Here is a 25,402-nt window from a genome sequence, read left to right on the forward strand (position 1 = left end):
ATCCGAAGATGGGCCTTTTTTTGATTACCGCGAACTAACTTTCGGCAATTACAGAACCGAAATCGGGTAGTCGACGATCAGGCGGAACTCGTCGATATCGCCTTCAGCCTGGTCGGTGTTGGCGCGGTGCCATGCCTGACGAATACGGAAGGACAGATCTTTGGCAGGGCCGGTCTGAACTACGTATTTGGCTTCGAAGTTGGTTTCGTGATGCTTGCCATCTTCGCCGTAGCCGTACAGACGGTATGGGCTGTTGACATCCATTTTGGTGCCGTCGATATCCCAGCCTTTAACGTAACGGGTCATGAAGCTCAAACCAGGTACGCCGTACTCAGCCATTTTCAGGTCATAACGAATTTGTGCAGACTTTTCGTTTGGACCGTTGAAGTCGGAGTACTGGATGGAGTTGGCGAGGAAGATCGAGTCACCGCCGCGGTTGTTGTCACCCACACCGACGTAGTCGAACGGGGTGTCGCCGTTAACTTTCTGGAAACCGAGGGTGACGGTGTGAGCCTTCAGGAACGAATAAGCGGCTGCCAGCGAGAACGTGGTGTTGCTGATGTCGCCCGCTTTTGCATCGCCAGTGTCGTTGGTGCGGTAGATGTTACCGTCCAGGTTGACCGACTGGTCGCTACCCATTGGAATGGTGTAGTTCACGTTACCGTAGTACTGGTTCCAGATGTCCTTGAACTCGGAGCCATAGAGCGAAACGCTCAGGTTGTCGGTAATGCCGTACTTGCCACCGGCATAATCCATGGTTTTGCCGGTTACAGGTTGGCCGTCACTAGGAAAGCTCGAGTACTGGGAATGCAGTTCACCATCGCTGTTCATCTCGTCCTGGCTGGAGGCCGAGTAGAAGTGACCTGCTTCCAGGTCCAGGTTTGTGATTTCGCTGCTCTGCAGTTGGAAACCGGTAGCGGTTTGAGGCAACAGACGGGAACCGCCGACAGCGAACACGGGAGAGGTGCTTGGCTGCATCTCACCGAACTTCAGTTCAGTCTTGGATACGCGAACTTTGACGGCCGCACCGGCTTTGCCGAAATCGTCGTCGTTATCGCCTTGGGAGTTGCGGCTCATGTTGCCCGAGCCAGCTGTGCCATCGCCGCCGTCCAGTTTGATGCCCAGATAACCGAACGCATCAACGCCGACGCCTACAGTACCTTGGGTGTAACCGGAGCTGAATACACCGTGGAAACCCTGGGTCCAGTCTTTCTGATCGTTTGAGCCGGCGGACCTGTCACGGTTGAAGTAATAGTTGCGAAGCAGCAAGTCGAGTTTTGCGTCTTCAACAAAACCTTTGGCTTCGGCTTGGTCGCCTACGAAAGGTGCGGCTGTTGCCATTTGAGTACTGGCTGCTGCTGCAACTGCCAGTGCGATCATGCTCCACTTCATCACGCGCATCGTGATTTGCTCCTTTGGTTTTTAGAAGAGTACTGCCGTCCCGCCTGTTTTATTATCCGGGCGGCTCTTTCTTTTTGTGTCGGCGCAAACTTATATCACGCCGACCATGTTGGCGATACTTGCGGATCTAACCTTTCAGCTTCTTTACGACCCTGTCGCAAATGGCTGGGTAGATGTCGCAAATTCACAATCCCGACGCAATCGGACTGACAACTTTAGCGTTGTTTTCCATGACTTGAGCATCGGTAAAAAAGAGTCCCTGATCCTGCACTTGAATCTCCATTGGGCAACCCTGCCACTGTTTTTATTGGCCTTAAGGCTTCCACTTCCAGCGGACGCCTTATAGACGATATAGGTGTGAATGCAACAAGCGTGCACAAATCGGAATTCTGTTGCTGTTTTTTTCCAAAGGCCTGCCTGCTGCTGTAAAAACCCCATAAAACCGGGGGGTTCAAGCTCGTTTTACTTGGGCTTGACGCCATGCTTCGCATCGTGTTTACCACATCGAACTGATGGGGGCGACAACCAAAAACGTTACCGGTTCACCCCGCCAGTGAGTAGTTAGCGGATGCTGACGCACTGAGCGTAGACGCGTTGTGCGGTTTTGGTGCAAAAAATTTCAATTGCTGTACCGAATTCACACAGTGTCGCTTTGTGATCGAATCGAGCAGCCCGTTGTTTATCGGTCATTTCGGCATTTTTTGTGCTGTGGCTGGTTCTGTCATGGTGCATGCCGGATCAAAATGGCTCATGTCGGGGCGCCCGGAGGACGCTGCTGGTGGCAGTTCGTCGTGAAGCGCGTGGCATTCGCAGGTATGCTGCCGTCCTGTCGCTTGGTGCCGCCGTCTTTTGGTATGGGCGCTAAGCTGAAAAAAGATGACCAGAGGGGAGTGCGCGCTGTGTTCGCTTTAGATCCACGACTTCAACAAGACACGTTGCCAATCGGCGATTTCCCGCTCTGTCGGCTGCTGTTGTCCAATGACTCGAACTACCCGTGGTTCATCCTCGTGCCACGCCGCGAGGATATCAGTGAGATATTTCAGTTAGATGTCGCAGATCAACAGCAGCTGTGGCAGGAAACGACCGCGCTGGCGGAAATGCTCAAGGACTCATTCGACGCGGACAAGTTGAACGTCGCGGCCCTGGGTAATGTAGTCAGTCAGTTGCACATGCATGTGATTGTGCGCAAGCGTGAGGACGCCGCCTGGCCAGCTCCGGTCTGGGGCAAGCAGCAGGCTTTGCCATACAGTCCAGAGCAGATCGCGACGATTCGCGAACGGCTGCGTCTGGTGTTGACCGATGACTTCACGTTTCTGGAGGGTTGAATCATGAGCCTGGAAGAGCGCGTTACCGATCTGGAGAGCCAGCTGGCGTTTCAGGATGACACCATCCAGGCATTGAGTGATGTGCTGGCGACGCAGCAGCGCGCAGTGGAGCGCCTGCAACTGCAAATGGCCGCATTGCTCAAGCGGCAAGAGGAAATGGCCGGTCAGTTCGAGTCCTTCGAAGAAGAGGCGCCACCGCCGCATTACTGAAATGCAGGCAAAAAAAACCGCGAACGATTGTTCGCGGTTTTTTTTAGCCTTGGAATCAGCGACGCGGCAGGGCGGCGATCACATCTTCGGCTTGCAGGCCTTTGTCACGGTTCATGACAGAGAACTCCACGCGCTGGCCTTCGACCAGAACACGGTGGCCTTCACCGCGAATTGCCCGGAAATGCACAAAAATATCATCGCCGGAGTCACGGGAAATAAAGCCGAAGCCCTTGGAGGTGTTGAACCACTTGACGGTGCCAGTATCGCGGTTGCTCATGTCATAGCTTGGCGAGGCGGCGGCCGGTGAAGATTTGTAGAAGCTGACGGCCAGGTGCAAAAAAATGGCGATCAGGGCAACGACCAGGCTGAACAGAACGGCAGGTTGACCGGCGATGACAGGCATCGGGGCGATCAGTGTCAGGGTTTGCAGCACGACAGCCAGCACCAGCAAGGCGCTGACCAGGTTTTGCAGTTGATGACGCGGGCCTTTGTTCCAGTAAGGGATAACAGGTGCAAGGGTGAGGTTGAGCAGGCCGAAAAAGGCCAGGTACAGCGCATCGGGTTGTTGCAGGTAAGGTACCGCTTCGGATCGCAGGCTAGGGATGAAGGACAGCAGCAGGGCTGCTGCGCCCATTAGCAGGTGGACGATTTTCAACATTTTAATTAACTCACGTTAAGACGGATCACAAGGAAGAGCTGATGGAGCACGGTTCGCTTCAGAACAATAAGAGGCGTTGGACACGTGCCCGGTATCAGCCTATGCGCAACCCCCGGAAAATAGGCGGTAGCGACACACTGCCTATTTAACAGCAAAGCCCGCGGCTACTCAAATCAGGCAGTCCAGCGGTGCTTTCCACTGGCCGGTATGCAGATGACGCTTGCTGAGTGTTGTTCGCGCGCAGTGTTCCTCGGATCTTTTGCCTTTTCATTGAGTGATGTTGCGTCAGTTCTTGTGGGAAAACGTCCGGCCTAGGACGTGCTCCATGATCTCCCCTCCGTTGTTGGCTTATCCTACGTTGATGGTCATAAAGTCATCTGGATATGCCTGTGCGCCTGCGCTTTTATAAGGAAACGGAATATGACTCTTATAAGCAGCAAGGATGGCAAAGGAGTGTCAACGGTATGGTTCATGAAGACAGGCGAAACGAGGGGAGGGTCGGTCCACTCAAGGACGTAAGTATTGATTCATTAGTCAGCGAATTCGATATGGGCCTGGCCCAGCCATTTTCCCGGTCAGTGCGTTTGAATGGCTTTGCCACCTGTTTGCGGCTGGAGCAGGTCTATTGGGATATTTTGGGTGATATGGCCAAGGTCAATTGCTGCTCGGTCAGTGCGCTGTTGTCCCACGTGGATCGTGAAGTGCATTTGCGTCATGGCGGGGTGAAGAACTTCACCGGGCTGGTGCGGGTTGTCTGCGTCGTGCACAGCCTGAAGGAGGGAAGTTGCCTCGTCATGGCTTAGCGGTGGCGATTGATCGGGTCGAGTGTCGGTCTGTGCAGTCTTACGGCTGCACAGGCTGCATTTAATGGATATAATCCCGCCCTTTGCCGCAAAGCCCAGTATGCGCGGTAGCAATCTGATCGCCGAGACAACCCCCATGCCGATGTACGACTATCAATGTGCTTCCTGTGGTCATCAGTTGGAAGCCATTCAAAAGATCAGCGCAGCACCGCTGGTCGACTGCCCTGCCTGCCAGGCGCCAGAGCTGAAAAAGATGCTGTCCATGCCGGGCTTCCGCCTCAGCGGCACCGGCTGGTACGAAACCGACTTCAAGACCGGTTCCAAGAAGAATCTGGCCGGTGGCGACAAAGCTGACTAGGGTCTAGCGCCCGGGCTGAATGACACGCGCGAGCTCTTGCATCATCTGGCACCTTGTTTAGGTGTGGGGGTGCGGCAAGACCTCCAACCGAATTTCGAATTACGAGAAGTGAAACCACTACCATGATGCGCAGCCATTATTGCGGCCAACTGAACGAAAGCCTGGAAGGCCAGGAAATTACCCTTTGCGGATGGGTTCACCGTCGCCGTGACCACGGTGGGGTGATTTTCCTCGATATCCGTGATCGTGACGGTCTGGCCCAGGTGGTGTTCGACCCGGACCGCGCTGAATCCTTCGCCGCCGCCGATCGCGTGCGCAGCGAATACGTGGTCAAGATCACCGGCAAGGTTCGCCTGCGTCCGGCCGGTGCCACCAACGCCAACATGGCGTCGGGCATGATCGAAGTGCTGGGCTACGAGCTTGAAGTGCTGAACGAAGCGGAAACCCCGCCGTTCCCGCTCAACGAGTTCTCCGACGTCGGCGAAGAAACCCGCCTGCGTTATCGTTTCCTCGACCTGCGTCGCCCGGAAATGCTCGAGAAGCTGCGTCTGCGTTCGCGCATGACCACCAGCATCCGTCGCTTCCTGGACGAGAACGGCTTCCTTGATGTCGAGACGCCGATCCTGACCCGTGCGACCCCGGAAGGCGCGCGTGACTATCTGGTGCCAAGCCGTACTCACGCAGGTAGCTTCTTCGCCTTGCCGCAATCGCCGCAGCTGTTCAAGCAACTGCTGATGGTCGCCGGCTTCGACCGTTACTACCAGATCGCCAAGTGCTTCCGCGACGAAGATCTGCGCGCCGACCGTCAGCCGGAATTCACCCAGATCGACATCGAGACCAGCTTCCTCGATGAAAAAGAGATCATGGGCATCACCGAAAAAATGATCCGCAACCTGTTCAAGGAAGTGCTGGATCTGGAGTTCGGCGACTTCCCGCACATGACCTTCGAAGAGGCCATGCGTCGTTACGGTTCCGACAAGCCGGACCTGCGTAACCCGCTGGAACTGGTTGACGTTGCCGATCAACTGAAAGAAGTCGACTTCAAGGTGTTCAGCGGCCCTGCCAACGACCCGAAATGCCGTGTTGCCGCTCTGCGCGTTCCAGGCGCGGCAAGCATGCCGCGCAAGCAGATCGACGACTACACCAAGTTCGTCGGCATCTACGGTGCCAAGGGCCTGGCGTACATCAAGGTCAACGAGCGCGCCAAAGGCGTTGAAGGCTTGCAATCGCCGATCGTCAAGAACATCCCTGAAGCCAACCTCAATGTGATCCTTGATCGCGTTGGCGCGGTTGACGGCGACATCGTGTTCTTCGGTGCCGACAAAGCCAAGATCGTCAGCGAAGCCCTGGGCGCGCTGCGGATCAAGGTTGGTCACGATCTGAGCCTGCTGACCTGCGAGTGGGCCCCGATGTGGGTCGTCGACTTCCCGATGTTCGAAGAAAACGACGACGGCAGCTTCACCGCGTTGCACCACCCGTTCACCGCGCCGAAGTGCACGCCGCAAGAACTGGAAGCCAGCCCGGCGACCGCGCTGTCCCGTGCCTACGACATGGTCCTGAACGGCACCGAGCTGGGTGGCGGTTCGATCCGTATCCACCGCAAGGAAATGCAACAGTCGGTGTTCCGTCTGCTGGGTATCAGCGAAGCGGAACAGGAAGAGAAGTTCGGCTTCCTGCTCGACGCCCTGAAATACGGCGCGCCGCCGCACGGTGGCCTGGCCTTTGGTCTGGACCGTCTGGTGATGCTGATGACCGGCGCCCAGTCGATCCGTGAAGTGATCGCCTTCCCGAAAACCCAGAGCGCTGCCTGCGTCATGACTCAGGCACCGGGTCTGGTGGATGCCAAGGCATTGCGCGAACTGCACATTCGTCTGCGCGAAACGCCTAAAGCTGAGTAAGGCTGACCAGAAGGGCGCATCTTCGGATGCGCCCTTTCTTTATAGAATGGTCGAGATTTTTTTTTGCTGGCTGGCGCATCATGGCGTGGCGGGCAATGTTTCAAAGATAATTCGGAGCGAGTTATGGCGGGTCATTCCAAGTGGGCGAACATCAAGCACCGCAAAGAACGTCAGGATGCCAAGAAGGGCAAGATTTTCACCAAGTGGATTCGTGAACTGACGGTTGCTGCTCGTCAGGGTGGCGGTGATCCGGGCTCCAACCCGCGTTTGCGTCTGGCGCTGGACAAAGCGCTGGGTGCGAACATGAGCCGCGACATCATCGACCGCGCGGTTGCTCGTGGTGCCGGTGCCGCCGATACCGACGACATGGTCGAACTGACCTACGAAGGTTACGGCCCGGGCGGTGTGGCGGTGATGGTCGAATGCATGACCGACAACCGCAACCGCACCGCAGCGGCTGTTCGCCATGCGTTCAGCAAGTGCGGCGGCAACCTCGGCACCGACGGTTCGGTGGCCTACCTGTTCGAGCGCAAGGGGCAGGTTTCCTTCGCGCCAGGCGTTGATGAGGATGCGCTGATGGAAGCGGCCATGGAGGCCGATGCCGATGACGTGGTGACCCACGAAGACGGTTCGATCGACGTGTTCACCTCGTTCGCCGGCTTCTATTCGGTGCGCAACGCTTTGGAGGCTGCCGGCTTCAAGGGCGATGATGCGGAAATCGTCATGCTGCCGACCACCAGTGCCGAACTGGACCTGGAAGGCGCCGAGAAGGTTCTCAAGCTGATCGACATGCTTGAAGACCTGGATGATGTGCAAAACGTGTATTCCAACGCCGACATTCCAGAGTCGGTCGCCGCACAGCTCAGTTAAGGCGACTAAGATTCAGTGTGGGAGCTGGCTTGCCTGCGATGGCGGCGTGTCAGGCTACATCATTGTTTGATGTGCCTACGTCATCGCAGGCAAGCCAGCTCCCACATTTGTTATTCGCTGTAATGAATATCGTGCTTTTTCTGACCCCGCAGGCGTTATGACTTTAATTCTTGGAATCGACCCCGGTTCGCGTATCACCGGTTATGGCGTGGTTCGCGATACCGGGCGTGGCTGCGTGTACGTGGCGTCGGGCTGCATTCGCACGGGCTCCGGCGAGCTGCATGAGCGCCTGCAAATCGTCTATCGAGGCGTGCGTGAAGTGATCCAGACCTACGGCCCGGTGACCATGGGCATTGAAAAAGTCTTCATGGCGCGCAATGCCGACTCCGCCCTCAAACTCGGCCAGGCCCGCGGCGCAGCCATCGTGGCTGGTGCGGAGGAAAGCCTGGAAATCGCCGAATACACCGCGACCCAAGTCAAACAGGCGGTGACCGGCACCGGCGGGGCGAACAAGGAACAAGTGCAAATGATGGTCATGCACATGCTGAAATTGACCAGCAAGCCGCAAATCGATGCCTCGGACGCCCTGGCCATCGCGATTTGCCACGCTCACACCCGCTCCAGCCTGTTGCCTCATGGTCTGGGTACGGCACGCAGTCGTGGCGGGCGCCTGCGTCTCTGATAGCATCAGCAATCATTTTTTATGGAATGAGGGTTTTGCGCCTGTGTTGTCGGCGCAAAACCCTTGTTCTGTCAGTCGCCAGCACTGATCTGGCCAAGGCTCAAGGATCTGAAACGTGATTGGACGCTTGCGCGGCACTTTGGCTGAGAAACAGCCGCCGCATCTGATTCTGGATGTAAACGGTCTGGGGTATGAGCTGGAAGTACCCATGACCACGCTTTATCGCTTGCCGTCGGTCGGTGAACCGCTGACCTTGCACACCCATTTGGTCGTACGCGAAGACGCGCAGTTACTCTATGGCTTCTTCGGCAAGCGCGAGCGAGACTTTTTTCGCGAGTTGATCCGTCTCAATGGTGTGGGACCGAAACTGGCGCTGGCCTTGATGTCGAGCCTGGAGGTCGACGAGCTGGTTCGTTGCGTGCAGTCCCAGGACACTTCGGCGCTGACCAAGGTGCCGGGCGTGGGCAAGAAGACGGCCGAGCGTTTGCTGGTGGAACTCAAGGACCGCTTCAAAGCGTGGGAAACCGTACCGGCGATGTTCGCGTTGGTGCCAAACCAGCCGGGTGGGCCAGATGCGCCTCCGGTCGCCACCGCCGAAAATGACGCGGTCAGCGCGCTGATTTCCCTGGGCTACAAGCCGCAGGAGGCCAGCAAGGCGATTTCCGCGATCAAGGAGAAAGGTTTGAGCAGTGAAGACATGATTCGTCGTGCCCTTAAGGGAATGATCTAAGTGATTGAAGCTGATCGTCTGATCGCCGCCACGGGTGGTCCCCGTGACCGCGAGGAAGTCCAGGACCGGGCGATTCGTCCCGTCAGCCTGGCCGAATACATTGGCCAGCCGACCGTTCGCGAGCAAATGGAGTTGTTCATTCAGGCCGCGCGCGGGCGCAATGAATCCCTGGATCACACGCTGATTTTCGGCCCTCCGGGCTTGGGTAAAACCACCCTGGCCAACATCATTGCCCAGGAAATGGGCGTGTCGATCAAAAGCACCTCGGGGCCGGTCCTCGAGCGTCCGGGTGATCTGGCGGCGCTGCTGACCAACCTTGAACCCCATGACGTGCTGTTCATCGACGAGATCCATCGCCTGTCGCCGATCGTCGAAGAAGTGCTGTACCCGGCCATGGAAGATTTCCAGCTCGACATCATGATCGGCGAAGGGCCGGCCGCGCGCTCGATCAAGCTCGATCTGCCGCCGTTCACCCTGGTCGGCGCAACTACTCGCGCCGGCATGCTGACCAACCCGTTGCGCGACCGTTTCGGGATCGTCCAGCGTCTGGAGTTCTACAACACCGCCGACCTGGCAACGATTGTCAGCCGTTCGGCGAACATTCTCGGTTTACCACTGGACCCGGAAGGCGCCTTCGAAATCGCCCGCCGTGCCCGTGGCACGCCGCGGATCGCCAACCGCTTGCTGCGCCGGGTCCGGGATTTTGCCGAGGTCCGCGCCAAGGGCCACATCACCAAACCGATCGCCGACCTGGCGCTGAACCTGCTGGATGTCGACGAGCGTGGTTTCGACCATCAGGACCGACGCCTGCTGCTGACCATGATCGAGAAGTTCGACGGTGGGCCGGTGGGGGTGGACAGTCTGGCGGCGGCGATCAGCGAAGAGCGTCACACCATTGAAGACGTGCTGGAGCCGTATTTGATCCAGCAGGGCTATATCATGCGCACTCCGCGGGGGCGGGTGGTCACTCGGCATGCGTACCTGCACTTCGGTTTAAACATCCCGTCACGATTAGGCGAGATGCCCGTGGTAGACGAGTTCCTCGATGCCGTGGACGATTAGTAACCTTTGCGCGCTGATTTATTCGGGGTTTGTGCTGTCCCAGGACCGTACTTTCGCCATAAAGCCGCGAATCAATGAAAAACAGTTGCCTGGCCGGATTGGCAACCTGAGGAGTAAGCACTAGAGTATGCGCGCGCAAAACGGGCTTGAGCCTTTCGCACATCGTTGTCGCGTTTATTACGAGGACACCGATGCGGGCGGCATCGTGTATTACGTCAATTACCTCAAGTTTATGGAACGGGCTCGAACCGAGCGGCTCCGAGAGCTGGGCTTTGCCCAGTCGGCGCTGGCAGGGGAGGACCTGTTGTTTGTCGTGCATTCCAGCGAAGCGCGTTACCACGCGCCGGCGCGACTGGACGACGAACTGCTGGTAAGCGCTGAAGTAATTGAATTGAACCGGGTCAGCCTGCGCTTCAAACAGCAGGTCAGGCGGGCTACGGATAATGTGCTGCTCTGCGAAGGGCAGTTTCTGGTGGCCTGTGTGCGCACCAACAGTTTGAAACCCCGGGCCATTCCCGAAGCTCTACGTGCGGCCTTTGCCGACGTGAGCGGCGCGGGTACACACTCAAAGCAGGAGATAAAGCGTGGAAGCTAACGTCGTCGACCATTCCTCCATGTGGAGCCTGGTCAGCAATGCCAGTATCGTGGTGCAACTGGTAATGCTGATCCTGGTAGCCGCATCGGTGACCTCATGGATCATGATCTTTCAGCGCAGCAACTTGCTGCGCGCCGGTCGACGTGCCCTGGAGAGCTTTGAAGAGCGCTTCTGGTCCGGTATCGACCTGTCCAAACTCTACCGTCAGGCTGGCAGCAACCCTGATCCGGATTCGGGCGTCGAGCAGATCTTCCGTGCCGGCTTCAAGGAATTCTCCCGCCTGCGTCAGCAGTCCGGCGTTGACCCGGAAGCGGTCATGGAAGGCGTGGCCCGTGCCATGCGCGTCGCCATTTCCCGTGAGGAAGAAAAGCTCGAGCAGAGCCTGCCGTTCCTCGCCACCGTCGGTTCCGTCAGCCCGTACATCGGTCTGTTCGGTACGGTCTGGGGCATCATGAACTCCTTCCGTGGTCTGGCAACTGCCCAGCAAGCGACCCTGGCCACTGTGGCCCCGGGTATCGCCGAAGCACTGATTGCTACCGCGATCGGTCTGTTCGCCGCCATCCCGGCCGTTATCGCGTACAACCGTTTTGCTGCTCGCAGCGAAACCCTGTTGGGCCGTTACTACACCTTCGCCGACGAATTCCAGGCGATCCTGCACCGCAAAGTGCACACCAGCGAAGAATAAGCAGGTAATTTCCAATGGCTTTAATCGCTCGAGCTCGCAAAAAGCGCAAGCCGGTTGCCGAGATGAACGTGGTGCCTTACATCGACGTGATGCTGGTACTGCTGGTCATCTTCATGGTGACCGCGCCGATGCTCAATCAGGGCGTGAAAGTTGATCTGCCCAAGGTTTCCAGCGAAGCCTTGCCGCAGGACAACAACACCCAGGTCCTGACCATTTCGATCAAGTCTGACAAGACCTACTACTGGAACCTTGGCAGCGAAGTCGACACCGATAAGCAGCAGGACAGGGCCATGACCTTGCCGCAAATGACCGACGCCGTGACCAAGATCATTCGCGTCGGTACTGAAGGCGGCAAGCGTACCCAGGTATTCATTCGCGGCGACAAGACTGTCGATTACGGCTCCGTCATGGGCGCGATGGGTGGGTTGCAGAAAGCCGGGGTCGGTAATGTTGGCTTGATTACCGAGGCACCCTGATGCAGCAAATGCGAGAGCCGTCCGCCTCGGAAAGCTACTTCTGGCCTAGTGTCTGGGCGATTGTCCTGCACGTGCTGGTTTTCGGCATGCTGTTTGTCAGTTTCGCCTTCACACCGGAGCTGCCGCCGGCCAAGCCGATCGTCCAGGCGACCCTGTACCAGTTGAAATCGAAAAGTCGGGCGACCACCCAGACCAATCAGAAGATTGCGGGTGAAGCGCAGAAATCTGCTGCGCGCCAGACCGAAGTCGAACAGATGGAACAGAAAAAGATCGAGCAGGAAGCGATCAAGGCCGCGGAACAAAAGAAGGAAGATGCGGCTCAAAAAGCCGAAGAATCCAAGAAGGCCGACGAGACGAAGAAAGCGGAAGAGGCAAAAAAGGCTGATGAAGCCAAGAAAGCCGATGAAGCCAAGAAGACCGCCGAAGCCAAAAAGGCCGAAGAGAAACAATTGGCTGATATAGCCAAGAAGAAATCTGAAGAAGAAGCCAAGAAAGCTGCTGAAGAAGAGGCCAAGAAAGCGGCCGCTGAAGAAGCGAAGAAAAAGATCGTCGAAGACGCGAAGAAGAAAGCCGCGGAAGACGCCAAGAAGAAATCTGAAGCTGAAGAGGCGAAGAAGAAAGTCGCCGAAGACGCGAAGAAGAAAGCTGCTGCCGATGCCGCGAAGAAAAAATCGCAGGAAGCGTCGCGTAAATCCGCCGAAGAGAAAAAGGCTCAGGCCCTGGCAGATTTGCTTTCCGACACGCCGCAGCGTCAGCAGGCCTTGGCCGATGAGCAGGGTGACGAAGTCGCCGGCAGTTTCGATGATCTGATTCGTGCTCGTGCAGCGGAAGGTTGGGCTCGTCCACCTTCGGCACGCAAAGGCATGACGGTCGTGTTGCAAATCGGCATGTTGCCGGATGGTACGGTGACTTCGGTTGGCGTGGCAAAGTCCAGCGGCGATGGTCCGTTTGACGCCTCCGCTGTAGCGGCGGTCAAGAACATTGGACGTTTGACAGAAATGCAAGGAATGAAGCCGAGCGATTTCGCTCCGTATCGTTCATTCAAGATGACATTCACACCTGAGGATCTAGCCTTGTGAGAAACCTTCTTCGAGGAATGCTTGTCGTTATCTGCTGCCTGGCAGGGATAGCGGCAGCTGATGAAAAAAACATTCTGGTCACCAGCGGCAGTGATCGGGCCACCCCGATTGCAGTCGTTCCGTTTGGCAACCAGGGCGGCAGCGTGCTGCCGGACGACATGGCCGAAATCATCGGTAACGACCTGCGCAACTCGGGTTACTACTCGCCGATTCCGAAACAGAACATGATCAGCCAGCCAAGCCAGGCCAGCGAAATCATCTTCCGTGACTTCAAGGCGCTGGGTGCCCAGTACGTCATGGTCGGCAGCATTGTTCCAGCGGGCGGTCGCCTGCAGGTTCAATACGCACTGTTCAACGTCGCCACCGAGCAGCAAGTGCTGACCGGCAGCGTGTCGGGCAGCGTCGATCAACTGCGCGACATGGCGCACTACATCTCCGACCAGTCATTCGAAAAACTCACCGGTATCAAAGGTGCGTTCTCGACTCGTCTGCTGTACGTGACGGCCGAGCGGTTCTCCGAGAAGAACACTCGCTACACGCTGCAACGTTCGGACTATGACGGTGCCCGTGCCGTGACCCTGCTGCAATCGCGCGAGCCGATCCTGTCGCCGCGTTTTGCACCGGATGGCAAGCGCATTGCCTACGTCTCGTTCGAGCAGAAGCGTCCGCGCATTTTCATGCAGAACATAGACACCGGTCGCCGTGAGCAGATCACCAACTTCGAAGGCCTGAATGGTGCGCCGGCATGGTCGCCGGATGGTCAGCGCCTGGCGTTCGTACTGTCGAAAGACGGTAACCCGGACATTTATGTAATGAACCTGGGTTCGCGTCAGATCAGTCGCGTCACCAACGGTCAGGGCATCAACACCGAACCGTTCTGGGGTAAAGATGGTTCGACCATCTACTTCACCTCCGACCGTGGCGGCAAGCCACAGATCTACAAAACCAGCGCAAGCGGTGGTGGTGCGGAGCGTGTGACCTTTATCGGTAACTACAACGCCAACCCTAAACTGTCGGCCGATGAAAAGACCCTGGTGATGATCCATCGTCAGGAAGGCTTCACCAATTTCAAGGTGGCGGCCCAGGATTTGCAGCGCGGTAGTGTAAAGATCCTCACTGATAGCACTCTGGACGAGTCGCCTACTGTTGCGCCCAACGGCACCATGGTAATCTACGCCACCCGCCAGCAGGGCCGGGGAGTCTTGATGCTCGTGTCCATTAATGGACGCGTGAGGCTCCCGCTTCCTACCGCACAAGGCGAAGTCAGAGAACCGTCCTGGTCCCCTTACCTGAACTGACGCGGCGCTACACGTTGTACTTAACACACTGGGGTTCATTAGGAGTTTCACGATGGAAATGCTGAAGTTTGGTAAATTTGCTGCGCTGGCTCTGGCCATGGCTGTAGCTGTAGGTTGCTCGTCCAAAGGCGGCGACAATGCCGGTGAAGGCGCTGTTGATCCAAACGCTGGTTACGGCGCAAACACTGGTGCTGTTGACGGCTCCCTGAGCGAAGAAGCTGCTCTGCGCGCAATCACCACCTTCTACTTCGAATACGACAGCTCGGACCTGAAGCCAGAAGCCATGCGCGCTCTGGACGTTCACGCCAAAGACCTGAAAGCAAACGGCGCTCGCGTTGTTCTGGAAGGCAACACCGACGAACGTGGTACTCGTGAGTACAACATGGCACTGGGCGAGCGTCGTGCGAAAGCCGTTCAGCGCTACCTGGTACTGCAAGGTGTTTCCCCAGCTCAGCTGGAACTGGTTTCCTACGGCGAAGAGCGTCCAGTTGCTACCGGCAACGACGAGCAGTCCTGGGCTCAAAACCGTCGCGTCGAACTGCGTAAGTAATTCGTCATGCGAACGTGCCGTCGTGCTGTAACTGTTTTGGCTCTCAGCCTCGCACCGCTTGCGGTGTGGGCTGCGGTTCCTGTGGTCGAGGACAACTCCGGCTATAACAATAGCGGGAGTAGTTATCCGCCTGCGGGTTACGGTACGAACGGCGCCTATGCCGGGGGAGGGGTTTCGGCCCCTGTCTCGGCACAGGGCGAGCTGTTCAACCAACTGCAATCGATGCAGGAGCAGATCTCACGCCAACAGGGTGTGATCGAAGTTCTGCAAAATGATGTAGCGCGCATGAAGCAAGAGAACCTGGAGCGATATCAGGATCTTGATCGGCGCATAGGAACCGGCGTTGCACCAGCCGCGACTCCTGATAATTCTTCCACCGGTGGCAATTTGAATGCCCCCGGTGCAGCAGCCGGCGCAGGTGCCGGAGCGGCAGCCGCTCAAGCGCCTGCCGCGGGTGGCGAACCGGCTGATCCGGCGAAGGAAAAACTGTATTACGATGCAGCTTTCGACCTGATCAAGGCCAAGGATTTCGACAAGGCCAGCCAGGCTTTCGCCGCATTCCTGCGCAAATACCCGAACAGCCAATACGCGGGCAACGCCCAGTACTGGTTGGGTGAAGTGAACCTGGCCAAAGGCGATCTGCAAGGTGCGGGTCAGGCTTTTGCCAAGGTTTCGCAACTGTACCCCAAGCACCCTAAAGTGCCTGATTCGCTGTACAAGCTTGCTGATGTAGAACGCCGCCTCGGTCATACCGACAGGGTCAAAGGCATTCTGCAGCAGGTTGTGTCCCAATATCCGGGTACTTCCGCCGCTCAGTTGGCTCAGCGCGATTTGCAGCGCATGTAAGCCTGCTTGGTCGTTTTGAAGAAACCCGCGCTTGTCGCGGGTTTTTTCGTTAGAATTCATCCCCTTTTTATGAAACACGCTTTTGGGGATCCGCGCGTTGGCGGGGTTCCTTGAAGTGCCTGACGGAGGCGGACAGCCTGTTTAGCTGTTACGCCCGTGGCGACTATGCAAGACACATTGAGAATCACCGAAGTTTTCTACTCGTTGCAGGGTGAAACGCGGACTGCCGGGCTGCCCACTGTTTTTGTGCGCCTGACCGGTTGCCCATTGCGTTGCCAATACTGCGACAGCGCCTACGCGTTCACTGGCGGCACCATTCGCACGCTCGATGACATCCTCGAGCAAGTCGCCGGTTTTCGTCCGCGTTATGTTTGTGTCACGGGCGGCGAACCCCTGGCGCAACCTAATGCCATTCCCTTGCTCAAGCAGTTGTGTGATGCCGGCTACGAAGTGTCCCTGGAAACCAGTGGCGCGCTGGATATCTCGGCGGTCGATCCACGGGTCAGTCGCGTCGTCGACTTGAAAACCCCGGGTTCAAAAGAAGCGCACCGCAACCGCTACGAGAACATCGAACTGCTCACGCCTAACGATCAGGTGAAATTTGTCATCTGCTCGCGGGAAGACTACGACTGGGCCGTGTCCAAGTTGATTCAGTACGGTCTTGACCAGCGTGCCGGCGAAGTCCTGTTCTCGCCGAGCCACCATGACCTGAACGCGCGTGATCTGGCGGACTGGGTGGTAGCGGACAATCTGCCTGTGCGTCTGCAATTGCAGCTGCATAAATATCTTTGGAATGACGAGCCGGGGCGCTGAAATGACTGAACAAACGAACACTGCAGAGAAACGTGCGGTCATCTTGCTGTCCGGTGGCCTCGACTCCGCGACTGTCGTGGCCATGGCCCGTGCTGAAGGCTATAGCTGCTACACCATGAGCTTCGATTACGGTCAGCGGTCTCACGCCGAATTGCACGCCGCTGCACGGGTCGCCCAAGACCTGGGTGTGGTCGAGCACAAGGTGATCGGCCTGAACCTGAACGGTATCGGCGGCTCGGCCCTGACCGACACTAGCATCGATGTACCGGAAACGCCGGGTGAAGGTATCCCGGTGACTTATGTGCCGGCGCGCAACACCGTGTTTCTGTCCCTGGCGCTGGGCTGGGCCGAAGTGCTGGGCGCACGTGACATCTTTATCGGTGTCAACGCGGTGGATTACTCCGGTTACCCTGATTGCCGTCCCGAGTTCATCGAAGCCTTCGAGCGCATGGCCAACCTGGCGACCAAGGCCGGGGTAGAAGGGCAGGGCTTCCGTATCCAGGCGCCACTGCAGAACCTGAGCAAGGCCCAGATCGTTCAGGCCGGCGTGAAGCTTGGCGTCGATTACGGGCTGACCGTTTCCTGCTATCAGGCAGACGATAATGGCCGCGCCTGCGGTAAATGCGACAGCTGCCGCCTGCGTGCAGAAGGCTTCGCGGCGGCCGGTGTGACTGACCCAACACCTTATTTTTGATTTATTTCAAATTAGGTGTTGAATAGTCCTTAAAAATCAGTATTATACGCGCCACCACACAGCGGGTCGTTAGCTCAGTTGGTAGAGCAGTTGGCTTTTAACCAATTGGTCGTAGGTTCGAATCCCACACGACCCACCATTTTAAAAAATCTGGAAGGCCCACGTAAGTGAGGATTTCCGGGTTTTTTTTTGCCCGCGATTTGAGCTCGGCTCAGTCCGGGGGACGCAGGTCAGAATCATCTTTTGCATCCACGGGATATTCTGTAGCCTTGCGCAGCTTCAACGCTATCCACGCCTGATGAATACTCACTCTCCCGGCGGTACCCCGAAGGGTCCGGAGCCGGGTGTATACTCGACTTTCGCGCGAAAGCGCCTGCAGGTCTTGCGAACATGACGCAGATTTCCGAACGCCTTCTGGTTCAAGCCCACCTCGACGCCAAGCAGCCCAAACCGCTGACCGCCGAGGAAGAGGCTTATTACCGTACTGCCATCGCTGCCGAGCTCAAGGCTCAGGACGCGGTGCTGGTTGCCCACTTCTATTGCGATCCGGTCATTCAGGCCCTGGCCGAAGAAACCGGTGGCTGCGTCTCCGACTCTCTGGAGATGGCCCGCTTCGGCAATGCCCACCCGGCCAAGACTGTGGTGGTCGCCGGTGTGAAGTTCATGGGCGAAACCGCGAAAATCCTCAACCCTGAAAAACGCGTGCTGATGCCGACCCTGGAAGCGACCTGCTCGCTGGACCTGGGTTGCCCGGTGGACGAGTTCTCGGCATTCTGCGATCAGCACCCGGAACGTACGGTGGTGGTGTATGCCAACACTTCGGCGGCGGTCAAGGCGCGGGCGGACTGGGTGGTGACTTCCAGCTGTGCGCTGGAAATCGTCGAAAGCCTGATGGATAACGGCGAAACCATCATCTGGGCTCCGGACAAGCACCTGGGCACTTACATCCAGCGCAAGACCGGCGCCGACATGCTGCTGTGGGACGGTGCCTGCATTGTCCACGAAGAGTTCAAGGCCAAGCAGCTCGAAGACATGAAAGCGCTGTACCCGGATGCGGCCATTCTGGTGCACCCGGAGTCGCCGACCGCCGTCATCGAGTTGGCCGACGCGGTGGGTTCCACCAGTCAGCTGATCGCTGCTGCGCAAAGTCTGCCGAACAAGACCCTGATCGTCGCGACCGACCGCGGCATCTTCTACAAGATGCAGCAGCTGTGCCCGGACAAGGTCTTTATCGAAGCGCCAACGGCCGGTAACGGCGCAGCCTGCCGCAGTTGCGCACATTGCCCGTGGATGGCGATGAACACTCTTGAGCGCACGCTGAAGAGCTTGCGTGAAGGGACGAACGAGATCTTTGTTGATCCGGCGTTGATTCCGCAGGCAGTGCGGCCGTTGAAGCGGATGCTTGATTTCACACAGGCTGCGCGGATGAAGTTGGCCGGCAACGCCTGAGATCTGTCAGTCAAGTCGCAAAAACTGTGGGAGCGGGCTTGCTCGCGAAGAGGGCGTATCAGTCAACATTGATGTTGTCTGACACACCGCCTTCGCGAGCAAGCCCGCTCCCACAGTGATTTTTGTCTGCTGAAATTACTTTGTTTTCTTCGGGATCCGTACAAGCTGGGTATTGGAATAGATGTCATGCCAGCTGCGCTTCTGCTTGTCGAACAGCGACCAGAAGAATCCCAGCCCGAGGCATAGCCAGGACGCGATCGACACCACAAAGCGCAATAGAGCCTGCCACAGGCTGATGGATGAGCCATCGGCGTTTTGCACGCGGATGCCCCAGACCTGCATGCCCAGCGTCTGCCCCGACCAGGTCCAGAACTTGGCGAAGAACCCGAACAGCACGAACAGCAGCACCGTCGATAGCAGCGGATCACCGTCCAGCGCGCCGGCTTCGGTCAAGGCTCGCATTTGGCCTTCGCCGATGATCGCCATCTGGATCATCTTGTAAATGCCGCTGGTGACGATCAGCAGGGCGGTGCATAACAGAAAGTCGTAGAACATCGCTGCCAGACGACGCCCCAGGCCGACGGCGGGGAAGTCGCCCTGTGGGTAGAGCAGGTGTTTCGACATGGCAGCCTCTGAACGGAAAAAGAAGCCATTTTACGGATTTGCGCGCACAAAAAAGCCCCTGATATCAGTATCAGGGGCTTTTTCGTTACAGAAGATCAGGCTTCTGCTTGTACTTCGTCAGCCTGCATGCCTTTCTGGCCTTGCACAGCAACGAAAGTCACTTTCTGGCCTTCTTTCAGGCTCTTGAAGCCGTTGCCCTGAATAGCGCGGAAATGCACGAACAGATCCGGACCGCTTTCTGGAGTGATAAAACCAAAACCTTTCTCGTCGTTAAACCACTTGACGGTACCGCTCTGACGTTGGGACATTTCTTATTTCCTTTGACGCAAAAATGAATGACAGTCTCCTTCTCGTGAAAGAGTACTGGGGCTGGTTGCAGGAGAGTAAGAAGACGTCGAACGGGATGTAGCTAACTTGTAGGCTACTGCCCAGGTCACGATTCCAAGCGACCCATGCAAACACAGTGAACAAACTCTACGCCAACTACGGGAGAAAAAACAAGCCCTGCGAAGGCCCGTATTTCCTCGGGTTGGTGACTATCAGGGAGGCACTAGCGCAGGCTTATTCGATAGAGTTGTTCAGTTGTTTTCGATCGTTATAAGTAACGTTCATAAACGAAACGTGCGCACTGTTTTATGGCGGCTGCGTTACAGATTAGTGCACTGTTAACGCAGCCGCGTTACTTATAGAAACAGTCAATCAACCGCGATAGTAGCGTTGTGGAACAAATGGCATTTTGCTTACAAGCAAAGGCACCTTTTTCCCACGAACAATTGCCCAAACCGGTGTATCCAGACCGATATAAGCGCTGTCGAGGTAACCCATGGCCAAAGGACCGCCGAGGGTCGGACCGAAGCCGCCGCTGCACACGCTGCCGATGATTTCGCCGGCTTCGTTGACGATCTCTGCACCTTCGCGCACTGGCGTGCGTTCCTGCGGCAGCAGGCCAACGCGTTTGCGGCTGATACCAGTTTGCTGCTGGGCGAACACAGTTTCAGCGCCGGGGAAGCCACCGGCCCGCGCGCCATCCGCACGACGAGGCTTGGAGATGGCCCACAGCAGGCTCGCTTCGATTGGGCTGGTTTCGGTGTTCATGTCATGGCCATAGAGGCACAGGCCGGCTTCCAGGCGCAGGGAGTCGCGAGCGCCGAGGCCGATGGCCGCTACTTCCGGTTCGGCCAGCAGGGCACGAGCCAGGGTTTCGGCGTTGGCCGCGGGCACGGAGATTTCGAAACCGTCTTCACCGGTGTAGCCCGAACGGCTGACAAAGCAGTCCACGCCCAACAGCTTCACGCGGGCGAATTGCATGAAGGTCATCTTCGCCACTTCAGGCGCCAGACGTGCGAGTACGGTGACGGCGGCCGGACCTTGCAGGGCCAGCAGGGCACGTTCTTCGAACAGCGGCTCGATGCTGCACTGCTCGCCGATGTGTTTGCGCAAGTGAGCCAGGTCCTGATCCTTGCAGGCCGCGTTGACCACCAGGAACAGTTCGTCGTTACCGAGGTTGGCGACCATCAGGTCGTCGAGGATGCCGCCGGTCTCGTTGGTGAACATCGCGTAACGCTGCATGCCCACTGGCAGGTCGATGATGTCCACCGGCACCAGGGTTTCCAGGGCTTTGGCCGCGTTGGCGCCGGTCAGGCGGATCTGGCCCATGTGCGACACATCGAACAGCCCGGCCTGCTCACGGGTGTGCTGGTGTTCTTTCATCACGCCCAACGGGTATTGCACCGGCATGTCGTAGCCGGCAAACGGCACCATGCGGGCGCCGAGTTCGAGGTGCAGTGCGTGCAACGGGGTTTTCAACAGTTGTTCGGTGGACATATCCAGCTCCTGAAAATAGTGCAGATGCGCGCATCAGCACTCGATAATGTTGACCGCCAAACCGCCACGGGCGGTTTCCTTGTATTTGCTTTTCATGTCAGCGCCAGTCTGGCGCATGGTGCGGATGACTTTGTCGAGGGAGACGAAGTGCTGACCGTCGCCGCGCAGGGCCATGCGCACCGCATTGATGGCCTTGACCGAACCCATGGCGTTGCGCTCGATGCAAGGCACTTGCACCAGCCCGCCAATCGGGTCGCAGGTCAGACCGAGGTTGTGTTCCATGCCGATTTCGGCGGCGTTTTCCACTTGCTGTACCGTACCGCCAAGCACTTCACACAAGGCGCCGGCGGCCATGGAACAGGCGACGCCAACCTCGCCCTGACAGCCGACTTCGGCACCGGAGATCGAGGCGTTTTCCTTGTACAGAATGCCGATTGCGGCGGCCGTCAGTAGAAAGCGCACGACGCCGTCTTCGTTGGCGCCAGGGATGAAGCGCATGTAGTAATGCAGCACTGCCGGAATGATCCCGGCTGCACCGTTGGTGGGCGCAGTGACTACGCGTCCGCCGTTGGCGTTTTCTTCGTTGACCGCCAGGGCATACAGGTTGACCCAGTCCAGCACTGAAAGCGGATCGCGCAGCGACGATTCCGGGTTGTTGCACAATTGCCGATGCAGCGCCGCGGCCCGACGTTTGACCTTCAACCCACCGGGGAGGATGCCTTCGTTGCGGCAACCGGCGGTGACGCAGTCTTGCATCACTTGCCAGATCTTCAGCAAACCGGCCCGGGTTTCCGCTTCGGGGCGCCAGGCACTTTCGTTGGTCAGCATTACCTGACTGATCGACAGGCCGTAAGTGCTGCAATGACCGAGCAGGTCCTTGGCGCTTTTGAACGGGAAGGTCAGTGGTGTGGCGTCTTCGACGATGCGGTCGGCACCGGCGGCGTCTTCATCGACGACAAAACCACCGCCGACCGAGTAGTACTCGCGGCTGCGGATTTGTATGCCCGCCGCATCGAATGCGCGAAAGATCATGCCATTGGGGTGATAGGCCAACGGTTTGCGAATCATCGCCAGGTGTTCTTTCTCGTTGAACGCAATGCTGTGTTCGCCGAGCAGGTTCAGGCGGCCGCTGCCACGAATCTCTTGCAGGCGAGCGGCGACGGTTTCGGTGTCTACGGTGTCCGGGTGTTCGCCTTCCAGGCCCAGCAACACAGCCTTGTCGCTGCCGTGGCCTTTGCCGGTGGCGCCGAGCGAGCCGTAGAGCTCGACTTTGACGCAGGTGGTTGCGGCCAGCAGCCCTTCACGGCGCAGACCTTCGGCGAAGCGCGCAGCAGCACGCATCGGGCCGACGGTGTGGGAGCTGGAGGGGCCGATGCCAATCTTGAACAGGTCGAACACGCTTAACGACATGGTTGTTCTCCGGTTTCTTGTTATAGGCGTAAATATCACGAGGCATGCACCCTGTAGGAGCTGCCGCAGGCTGCGATCTTTTGATCTTGCTCTTGATACCCGAGTGAACTCGAGAAAAAGATCAAAAGATCGCAGCCTGCGGCAGCTCCTACAGGGAGATGTGGTGTTCTTGGAAATGGGGGCGAGCGAACCCGCCCCCTATAGATCAAGCGTAGCTTTCGATCGACGGGCAGGCGCAGACCAGGTTGCGATCGCCGAAGACGTTGTCGACGCGACCGACCGGTGGCCAGTACTTGCCTTCGATCAGCGACGCTACCGGATACACCGCTTGCTCACGGCTGTACGGATGCGTCCACTCGCCGACGATTTCCGCGGCGGTGTGCGGTGCGTTTTTCAGCGGGTTGTCGTCCTTGTCCAGCGTGCCGTTTTCCACCGCGCGAATTTCTTCGCGGATGCGGATCATGGCGTCGCAGAAGCGGTCCAGTTCTTCCTTGGATTCGCTTTCGGTCGGCTCGATCATCAACGTGCCGGCCACCGGGAACGACATGGTCGGGGCGTGGAAGCCGAAGTCGATCAGGCGCTTGGCGACGTCATCGACACTGATGCCGCTGCTGTCTTTCAACGGACGCAGGTCAAGGATGCACTCGTGCGCCACCAGGCCATTGCTGCCGGTGTACAACACGGGGTAATGCTCTTCGAGGCGACGGGAAATGTAGTTGGCATTCAGGATCGCCAGTTGCGAAGCACGCTTGAGACCCGCGCCACCCATCATTCGAATGTACATCCAAGTGATCGGCAGAATGCTCGCGCTGCCGAACGGTGCCGCGCAGACCGCGCCTTCCTTGCGTTCCATCTGGGCGTGGCCCGGCAGGAACGGCGTCAGGTGCGACTTGACGCCAATCGGACCGACGCCCGGGCCACCACCGCCGTGGGGAATGCAGAAGGTTTTGTGCAGGTTCAGGTGGGACACGTCGCCGCCGAACTTGCCCGGTGCGCAGAGGCCGACCATGGCGTTCATGTTGGCGCCGTCGATGTAAACCTGGCCGCCGTTGTCGTGAATGATGCCGCAGATTTCGCGGATGCCTTCTTCGAACACGCCGTGGGTCGACGGGTAGGTGATCATCAGCGCAGCGAGGTGTTCGCGGTGCTCGATGGCCTTGGCGCGCAGGTCTTCGATGTCGACGTTGCCGCGGGCATCGCAGGCGGTCACGACTACACGCATGCCAGCCATGTTGGCGGTGGCCGGGTTGGTGCCGTGGGCGGACGACGGGATCAGGCAGATGTCGCGACGGTCTTCGCCACGGCTCTGGTGGTAGGCACGGATCGCCAGCAGACCGGCGTATTCACCCTGGGAACCGGCGTTCGGTTGCAGGGAGATCGAGTCGTAACCGGTGGCGGCACAGAGCATCGCTTCCAGTTCATCGGTCAGCTGCTGATAACCGGCGCTTTGCTCGGCCGGGGCGAATGGGTGCAAGGCACCGAATTCGGCCCAGGTTACCGGAATCATTTCGCTGGCAGCGTTGAGTTTCATGGTGCAGGAACCCAGCGGGATCATGGTGCGATCCAGGGCCAGGTCCTTGTCGGCGAGCTTGCGCAGGTAGCGCATCAGCTCGGTTTCCGAGTGATAACGGTTGAACACCGGGTGGCTGAGGATCGGCGATTGGCGAACCAGCGCGGCCGGGAGAGTGCTTGCAACGCTCGCGGCCAGTGCAGTGAAGTCTGGCAGCGCTTTGCCTTCAGACAGCACGCTCCACAGGGTTTCAACGTCGGCCTGGCTGGTGGTTTCGTCGAGGGACAGACCCAGACGCTCGCTATCTACAACACGCAGATTGATCTTCTGAGCACGCGCCTTGTCGTGCAAAGCAGCTGTTTGCGCGCCGGTCTTAACCGTCAGCGTGTCGAAGAAGCTGGCTTGCTCGACGGTCAGGCCCAATGCGCTCAAGCCTTTGGCGAGGATCGCGGTCAGGTGATGAATGCGCTTGGCGATCTGCGTCAGGCCTTTCGGGCCGTGGTACACGGCGTACATGCTGGCAATGTTGGCCAGCAGCACTTGCGCGGTGCAGATGTTGCTGGTGGCTTTCTCGCGGCGGATATGTTGCTCGCGGGTCTGCATGGCCAGGCGCAGGGCCGGCTTGCCGAAACGGTCCACGGAAACACCGACCAGACGGCCTGGCATGTCACGCTTGAACGCGTCCTTGGTGGAGAAGTAGGCCGCGTGCGGACCACCGAAACCCAGCGGCACGCCGAAGCGTTGCGCGCTGCCGATGGCCACGTCAGCGCCGAACTCGCCCGGCGGGGTCAGCACAGTCAGGGCCAGCAGGTCAGCGGCAACTGCGACCAGTGCATTAACCGCGTGGAAACGCTCGGTCAGTTCGCGGTAGTCGAACACGTCACCGTTGCTGGCCGGGTATTGCAGCAGCGCGCCGAAGAATGGCGTCACGTCGCTCAGTTCGCGCTCGTCGCCGACCACTACGTCGATGCCCAACGGCTCGGCACGGGTGCGCAACACGTCGAGGGTCTGCGGGTGGCAATGAACCGACGCGAAGAACGCGTGGCTGCCTTTGTTCTTGCTCAGGCGTTTGCAGAAGGTCATGGCTTCGGCAGCGGCGGTGGCTTCGTCGAGCAGCGAGGCGTTGGCGATCGGCAGGCCGGTCAGGTCGCTGATCAGCGTCTGGAAGTTCAGCAGCGCTTCGAGACGGCCTTGGGAAATTTCTGGTTGGTACGGGGTGTAAGCGGTGTACCAGGCCGGGTTTTCCAGCAGGTTGCGCAGGATTGGCGACGGCGTGTGAGTGCCGTAGTAGCCCTGGCCGATGTAGGTCTTGAACAGCTGGTTTTTGCCGGCGATGGATTTGATCAGCGCCAGGGCATCCGCTTCACTCAGGCCGTCTTCCAGGCCGAGAACGCTGGTGCCTTTGATGCTGTCGGGAATGACGCTGGCGCTCAGGGCTTCCAGGGAGTCAAAACCCAGGCTGTTGAGCATGGCTTGCTCGTCGCCGGAACGCGGGCCGATGTGGCGCGCGATGAATTCGTTGGCGGTGCTTAGGTTTACTTGAGTCATGTCA

At 58.2% G+C, this 25,402-nt stretch carries 26 protein-coding genes and 1 tRNA gene; 20 read left to right on the forward strand and 7 right to left on the reverse strand.

The features are described 5' to 3' along the window. Positions 1-48 precede the first annotated feature (48 nt). Positions 49-1,401, reverse strand: a complete 1,353-nt coding sequence (locus F6R97_RS21315; protein ID WP_315867055.1) for an OprD family porin — start codon at positions 1,399-1,401, stop codon at positions 49-51. 899 nt (positions 1,402-2,300) lie between these two features. On the opposite strand from F6R97_RS21315, the gene F6R97_RS21320 reads away from it, so the two are divergent. Together F6R97_RS21320 and F6R97_RS21325 are read left to right on the forward strand one after the other, a co-directional pair. Then, positions 2,301-2,726, forward strand: coding sequence for an HIT family protein (locus F6R97_RS21320; RefSeq protein WP_007897048.1), 426 nt, complete (start codon positions 2,301-2,303; stop codon positions 2,724-2,726). 3 nt (positions 2,727-2,729) lie between these two features. Continuing rightward, the gene (locus tag F6R97_RS21325; RefSeq protein WP_050683199.1) at positions 2,730-2,936 is read left to right on the forward strand and encodes a SlyX family protein; all 207 of its coding nucleotides are present in this window, start codon (positions 2,730-2,732) and stop codon (positions 2,934-2,936) included. A gap of 55 nt (positions 2,937-2,991) precedes the next feature. Here F6R97_RS21325 and F6R97_RS21330 read toward each other — a convergent pair whose 3' ends face one another. After that, complete coding sequence (locus F6R97_RS21330; protein ID WP_038981954.1) at positions 2,992-3,594, reverse strand: cold-shock protein; 603 nt, start codon at positions 3,592-3,594, stop codon at positions 2,992-2,994. Positions 3,595-4,058: 464 nt separating this feature from the next. Here F6R97_RS21330 and F6R97_RS21335 point away from each other — a divergent pair, with 464 nt between their 5' ends. The 18 genes from F6R97_RS21335 (at position 4,059) to nadA (ending at position 18,482) form a co-directional block, all read left to right on the forward strand. Further along, a complete protein-coding gene (locus F6R97_RS21335) occupies positions 4,059-4,397 on the forward strand; it encodes a ribbon-helix-helix domain-containing protein (RefSeq protein ID WP_315867091.1) in 339 nt (112 codons plus the stop codon). A 136-nt stretch (positions 4,398-4,533) separates the two neighbouring features. Further along, positions 4,534-4,755, forward strand: a complete 222-nt coding sequence (locus tag F6R97_RS21340) for an FmdB family zinc ribbon protein (protein ID WP_010457489.1) — start codon at positions 4,534-4,536, stop codon at positions 4,753-4,755. Positions 4,756-4,877: 122 nt separating this feature from the next. Next, positions 4,878-6,653 carry an aspartate--tRNA ligase gene (gene aspS, locus F6R97_RS21345; RefSeq protein WP_048395647.1) on the forward strand — a complete coding sequence of 592 codons (1,776 nt, stop codon included), beginning with the start codon at positions 4,878-4,880 and terminating at the stop codon, positions 6,651-6,653. Between the two features lie 123 nt (positions 6,654-6,776). After that, positions 6,777-7,523 (forward strand): YebC/PmpR family DNA-binding transcriptional regulator, encoded by a 747-nt coding sequence (locus F6R97_RS21350; protein WP_315867056.1) that lies wholly within the window; start codon positions 6,777-6,779, stop codon positions 7,521-7,523. Positions 7,524-7,680: 157 nt separating this feature from the next. Beyond that, positions 7,681-8,205 carry a crossover junction endodeoxyribonuclease RuvC gene (ruvC, locus tag F6R97_RS21355; RefSeq protein ID WP_007897036.1) on the forward strand — a complete coding sequence of 175 codons (525 nt, stop codon included), beginning with the start codon at positions 7,681-7,683 and terminating at the stop codon, positions 8,203-8,205. A gap of 115 nt (positions 8,206-8,320) precedes the next feature. Then, positions 8,321-8,935 (forward strand): Holliday junction branch migration protein RuvA, encoded by a 615-nt coding sequence (gene ruvA, locus F6R97_RS21360; protein WP_038981959.1) that lies wholly within the window; start codon positions 8,321-8,323, stop codon positions 8,933-8,935. Next, entirely contained in the window at positions 8,936-9,997 is a 1,062-nt protein-coding gene (gene ruvB / locus F6R97_RS21365) for a Holliday junction branch migration DNA helicase RuvB (protein WP_008006678.1), read from the forward strand. A gap of 127 nt (positions 9,998-10,124) precedes the next feature. Further along, positions 10,125-10,592 (forward strand): tol-pal system-associated acyl-CoA thioesterase, encoded by a 468-nt coding sequence (gene ybgC, locus F6R97_RS21370; RefSeq protein ID WP_007933231.1) that lies wholly within the window; start codon positions 10,125-10,127, stop codon positions 10,590-10,592. Further along, positions 10,582-11,277 (forward strand): protein TolQ, encoded by a 696-nt coding sequence (tolQ, locus tag F6R97_RS21375; RefSeq protein ID WP_007897030.1) that lies wholly within the window; start codon positions 10,582-10,584, stop codon positions 11,275-11,277. The genes ybgC and tolQ overlap by 11 nt, the downstream gene beginning before the upstream one ends. Before the next feature lie 23 nt (positions 11,278-11,300). Continuing rightward, positions 11,301-11,753: a protein TolR gene (tolR, locus tag F6R97_RS21380; protein ID WP_161794748.1), complete on the forward strand. Its 453-nt coding sequence runs from the start codon at positions 11,301-11,303 to the stop codon at positions 11,751-11,753. Beyond that, positions 11,753-12,832, forward strand: coding sequence for a cell envelope integrity protein TolA (gene tolA / locus F6R97_RS21385; protein WP_007897028.1), 1,080 nt, complete (start codon positions 11,753-11,755; stop codon positions 12,830-12,832). The genes tolR and tolA overlap by 1 nt, the downstream gene beginning before the upstream one ends. Further along, a complete protein-coding gene (gene tolB, locus F6R97_RS21390; protein ID WP_038981961.1) occupies positions 12,829-14,130 on the forward strand; it encodes a Tol-Pal system beta propeller repeat protein TolB in 1,302 nt (433 codons plus the stop codon). Before tolA ends, tolB begins: the two co-directional genes overlap by 4 nt. Positions 14,131-14,182: 52 nt before the next feature. Then, positions 14,183-14,680 carry a peptidoglycan-associated lipoprotein Pal gene (gene pal, locus F6R97_RS21395; RefSeq protein WP_003178634.1) on the forward strand — a complete coding sequence of 166 codons (498 nt, stop codon included), beginning with the start codon at positions 14,183-14,185 and terminating at the stop codon, positions 14,678-14,680. Between the two features lie 6 nt (positions 14,681-14,686). Next, positions 14,687-15,526: a tol-pal system protein YbgF gene (ybgF, locus tag F6R97_RS21400; RefSeq protein WP_315867057.1), complete on the forward strand. Its 840-nt coding sequence runs from the start codon at positions 14,687-14,689 to the stop codon at positions 15,524-15,526. Between the two features lie 165 nt (positions 15,527-15,691). Beyond that, on the forward strand, positions 15,692-16,339 hold the full coding sequence (queE, locus tag F6R97_RS21405) for a 7-carboxy-7-deazaguanine synthase QueE (RefSeq protein WP_008072914.1): 648 nt from the start codon (positions 15,692-15,694) through the stop codon (positions 16,337-16,339). A 1-nt stretch (position 16,340) separates the two neighbouring features. Further along, positions 16,341-17,033, forward strand: a complete 693-nt coding sequence (queC, locus tag F6R97_RS21410) for a 7-cyano-7-deazaguanine synthase QueC (protein WP_038981963.1) — start codon at positions 16,341-16,343, stop codon at positions 17,031-17,033. Positions 17,034-17,096: 63 nt separating this feature from the next. After that, positions 17,097-17,172, forward strand: a tRNA-Lys gene (locus F6R97_RS21415). A 251-nt stretch (positions 17,173-17,423) separates the two neighbouring features. Beyond that, complete coding sequence (nadA, locus tag F6R97_RS21420; RefSeq protein WP_008072916.1) at positions 17,424-18,482, forward strand: quinolinate synthase NadA; 1,059 nt, start codon at positions 17,424-17,426, stop codon at positions 18,480-18,482. A 135-nt stretch (positions 18,483-18,617) separates the two neighbouring features. On the opposite strand, the gene F6R97_RS21425 is transcribed toward nadA, so the two are convergent. The 5 genes from F6R97_RS21425 to gcvP form a co-directional block, all read right to left on the reverse strand. Then, positions 18,618-19,106, reverse strand: coding sequence for an RDD family protein (locus F6R97_RS21425; protein WP_007903319.1), 489 nt, complete (start codon positions 19,104-19,106; stop codon positions 18,618-18,620). 95 nt (positions 19,107-19,201) lie between these two features. Beyond that, positions 19,202-19,414, reverse strand: a complete 213-nt coding sequence (locus tag F6R97_RS21430; protein WP_003175786.1) for a cold-shock protein — start codon at positions 19,412-19,414, stop codon at positions 19,202-19,204. 391 nt (positions 19,415-19,805) lie between these two features. Then, complete coding sequence (gene gcvT / locus F6R97_RS21435; protein ID WP_315867058.1) at positions 19,806-20,930, reverse strand: glycine cleavage system aminomethyltransferase GcvT; 1,125 nt, start codon at positions 20,928-20,930, stop codon at positions 19,806-19,808. A 33-nt stretch (positions 20,931-20,963) separates the two neighbouring features. Beyond that, positions 20,964-22,340 carry an L-serine ammonia-lyase gene (locus tag F6R97_RS21440; RefSeq protein WP_038981965.1) on the reverse strand — a complete coding sequence of 459 codons (1,377 nt, stop codon included), beginning with the start codon at positions 22,338-22,340 and terminating at the stop codon, positions 20,964-20,966. A gap of 205 nt (positions 22,341-22,545) precedes the next feature. Then, entirely contained in the window at positions 22,546-25,398 is a 2,853-nt protein-coding gene (gene gcvP / locus F6R97_RS21445) for an aminomethyl-transferring glycine dehydrogenase (RefSeq protein WP_315867059.1), read from the reverse strand. Positions 25,399-25,402: the final 4 nt, after the last annotated feature.

The organism is Pseudomonas sp. JV414, from assembly GCF_032424305.1.
Taxonomy (GTDB): Bacteria; Pseudomonadota; Gammaproteobacteria; order Pseudomonadales; family Pseudomonadaceae; genus Aquipseudomonas; species Aquipseudomonas lini.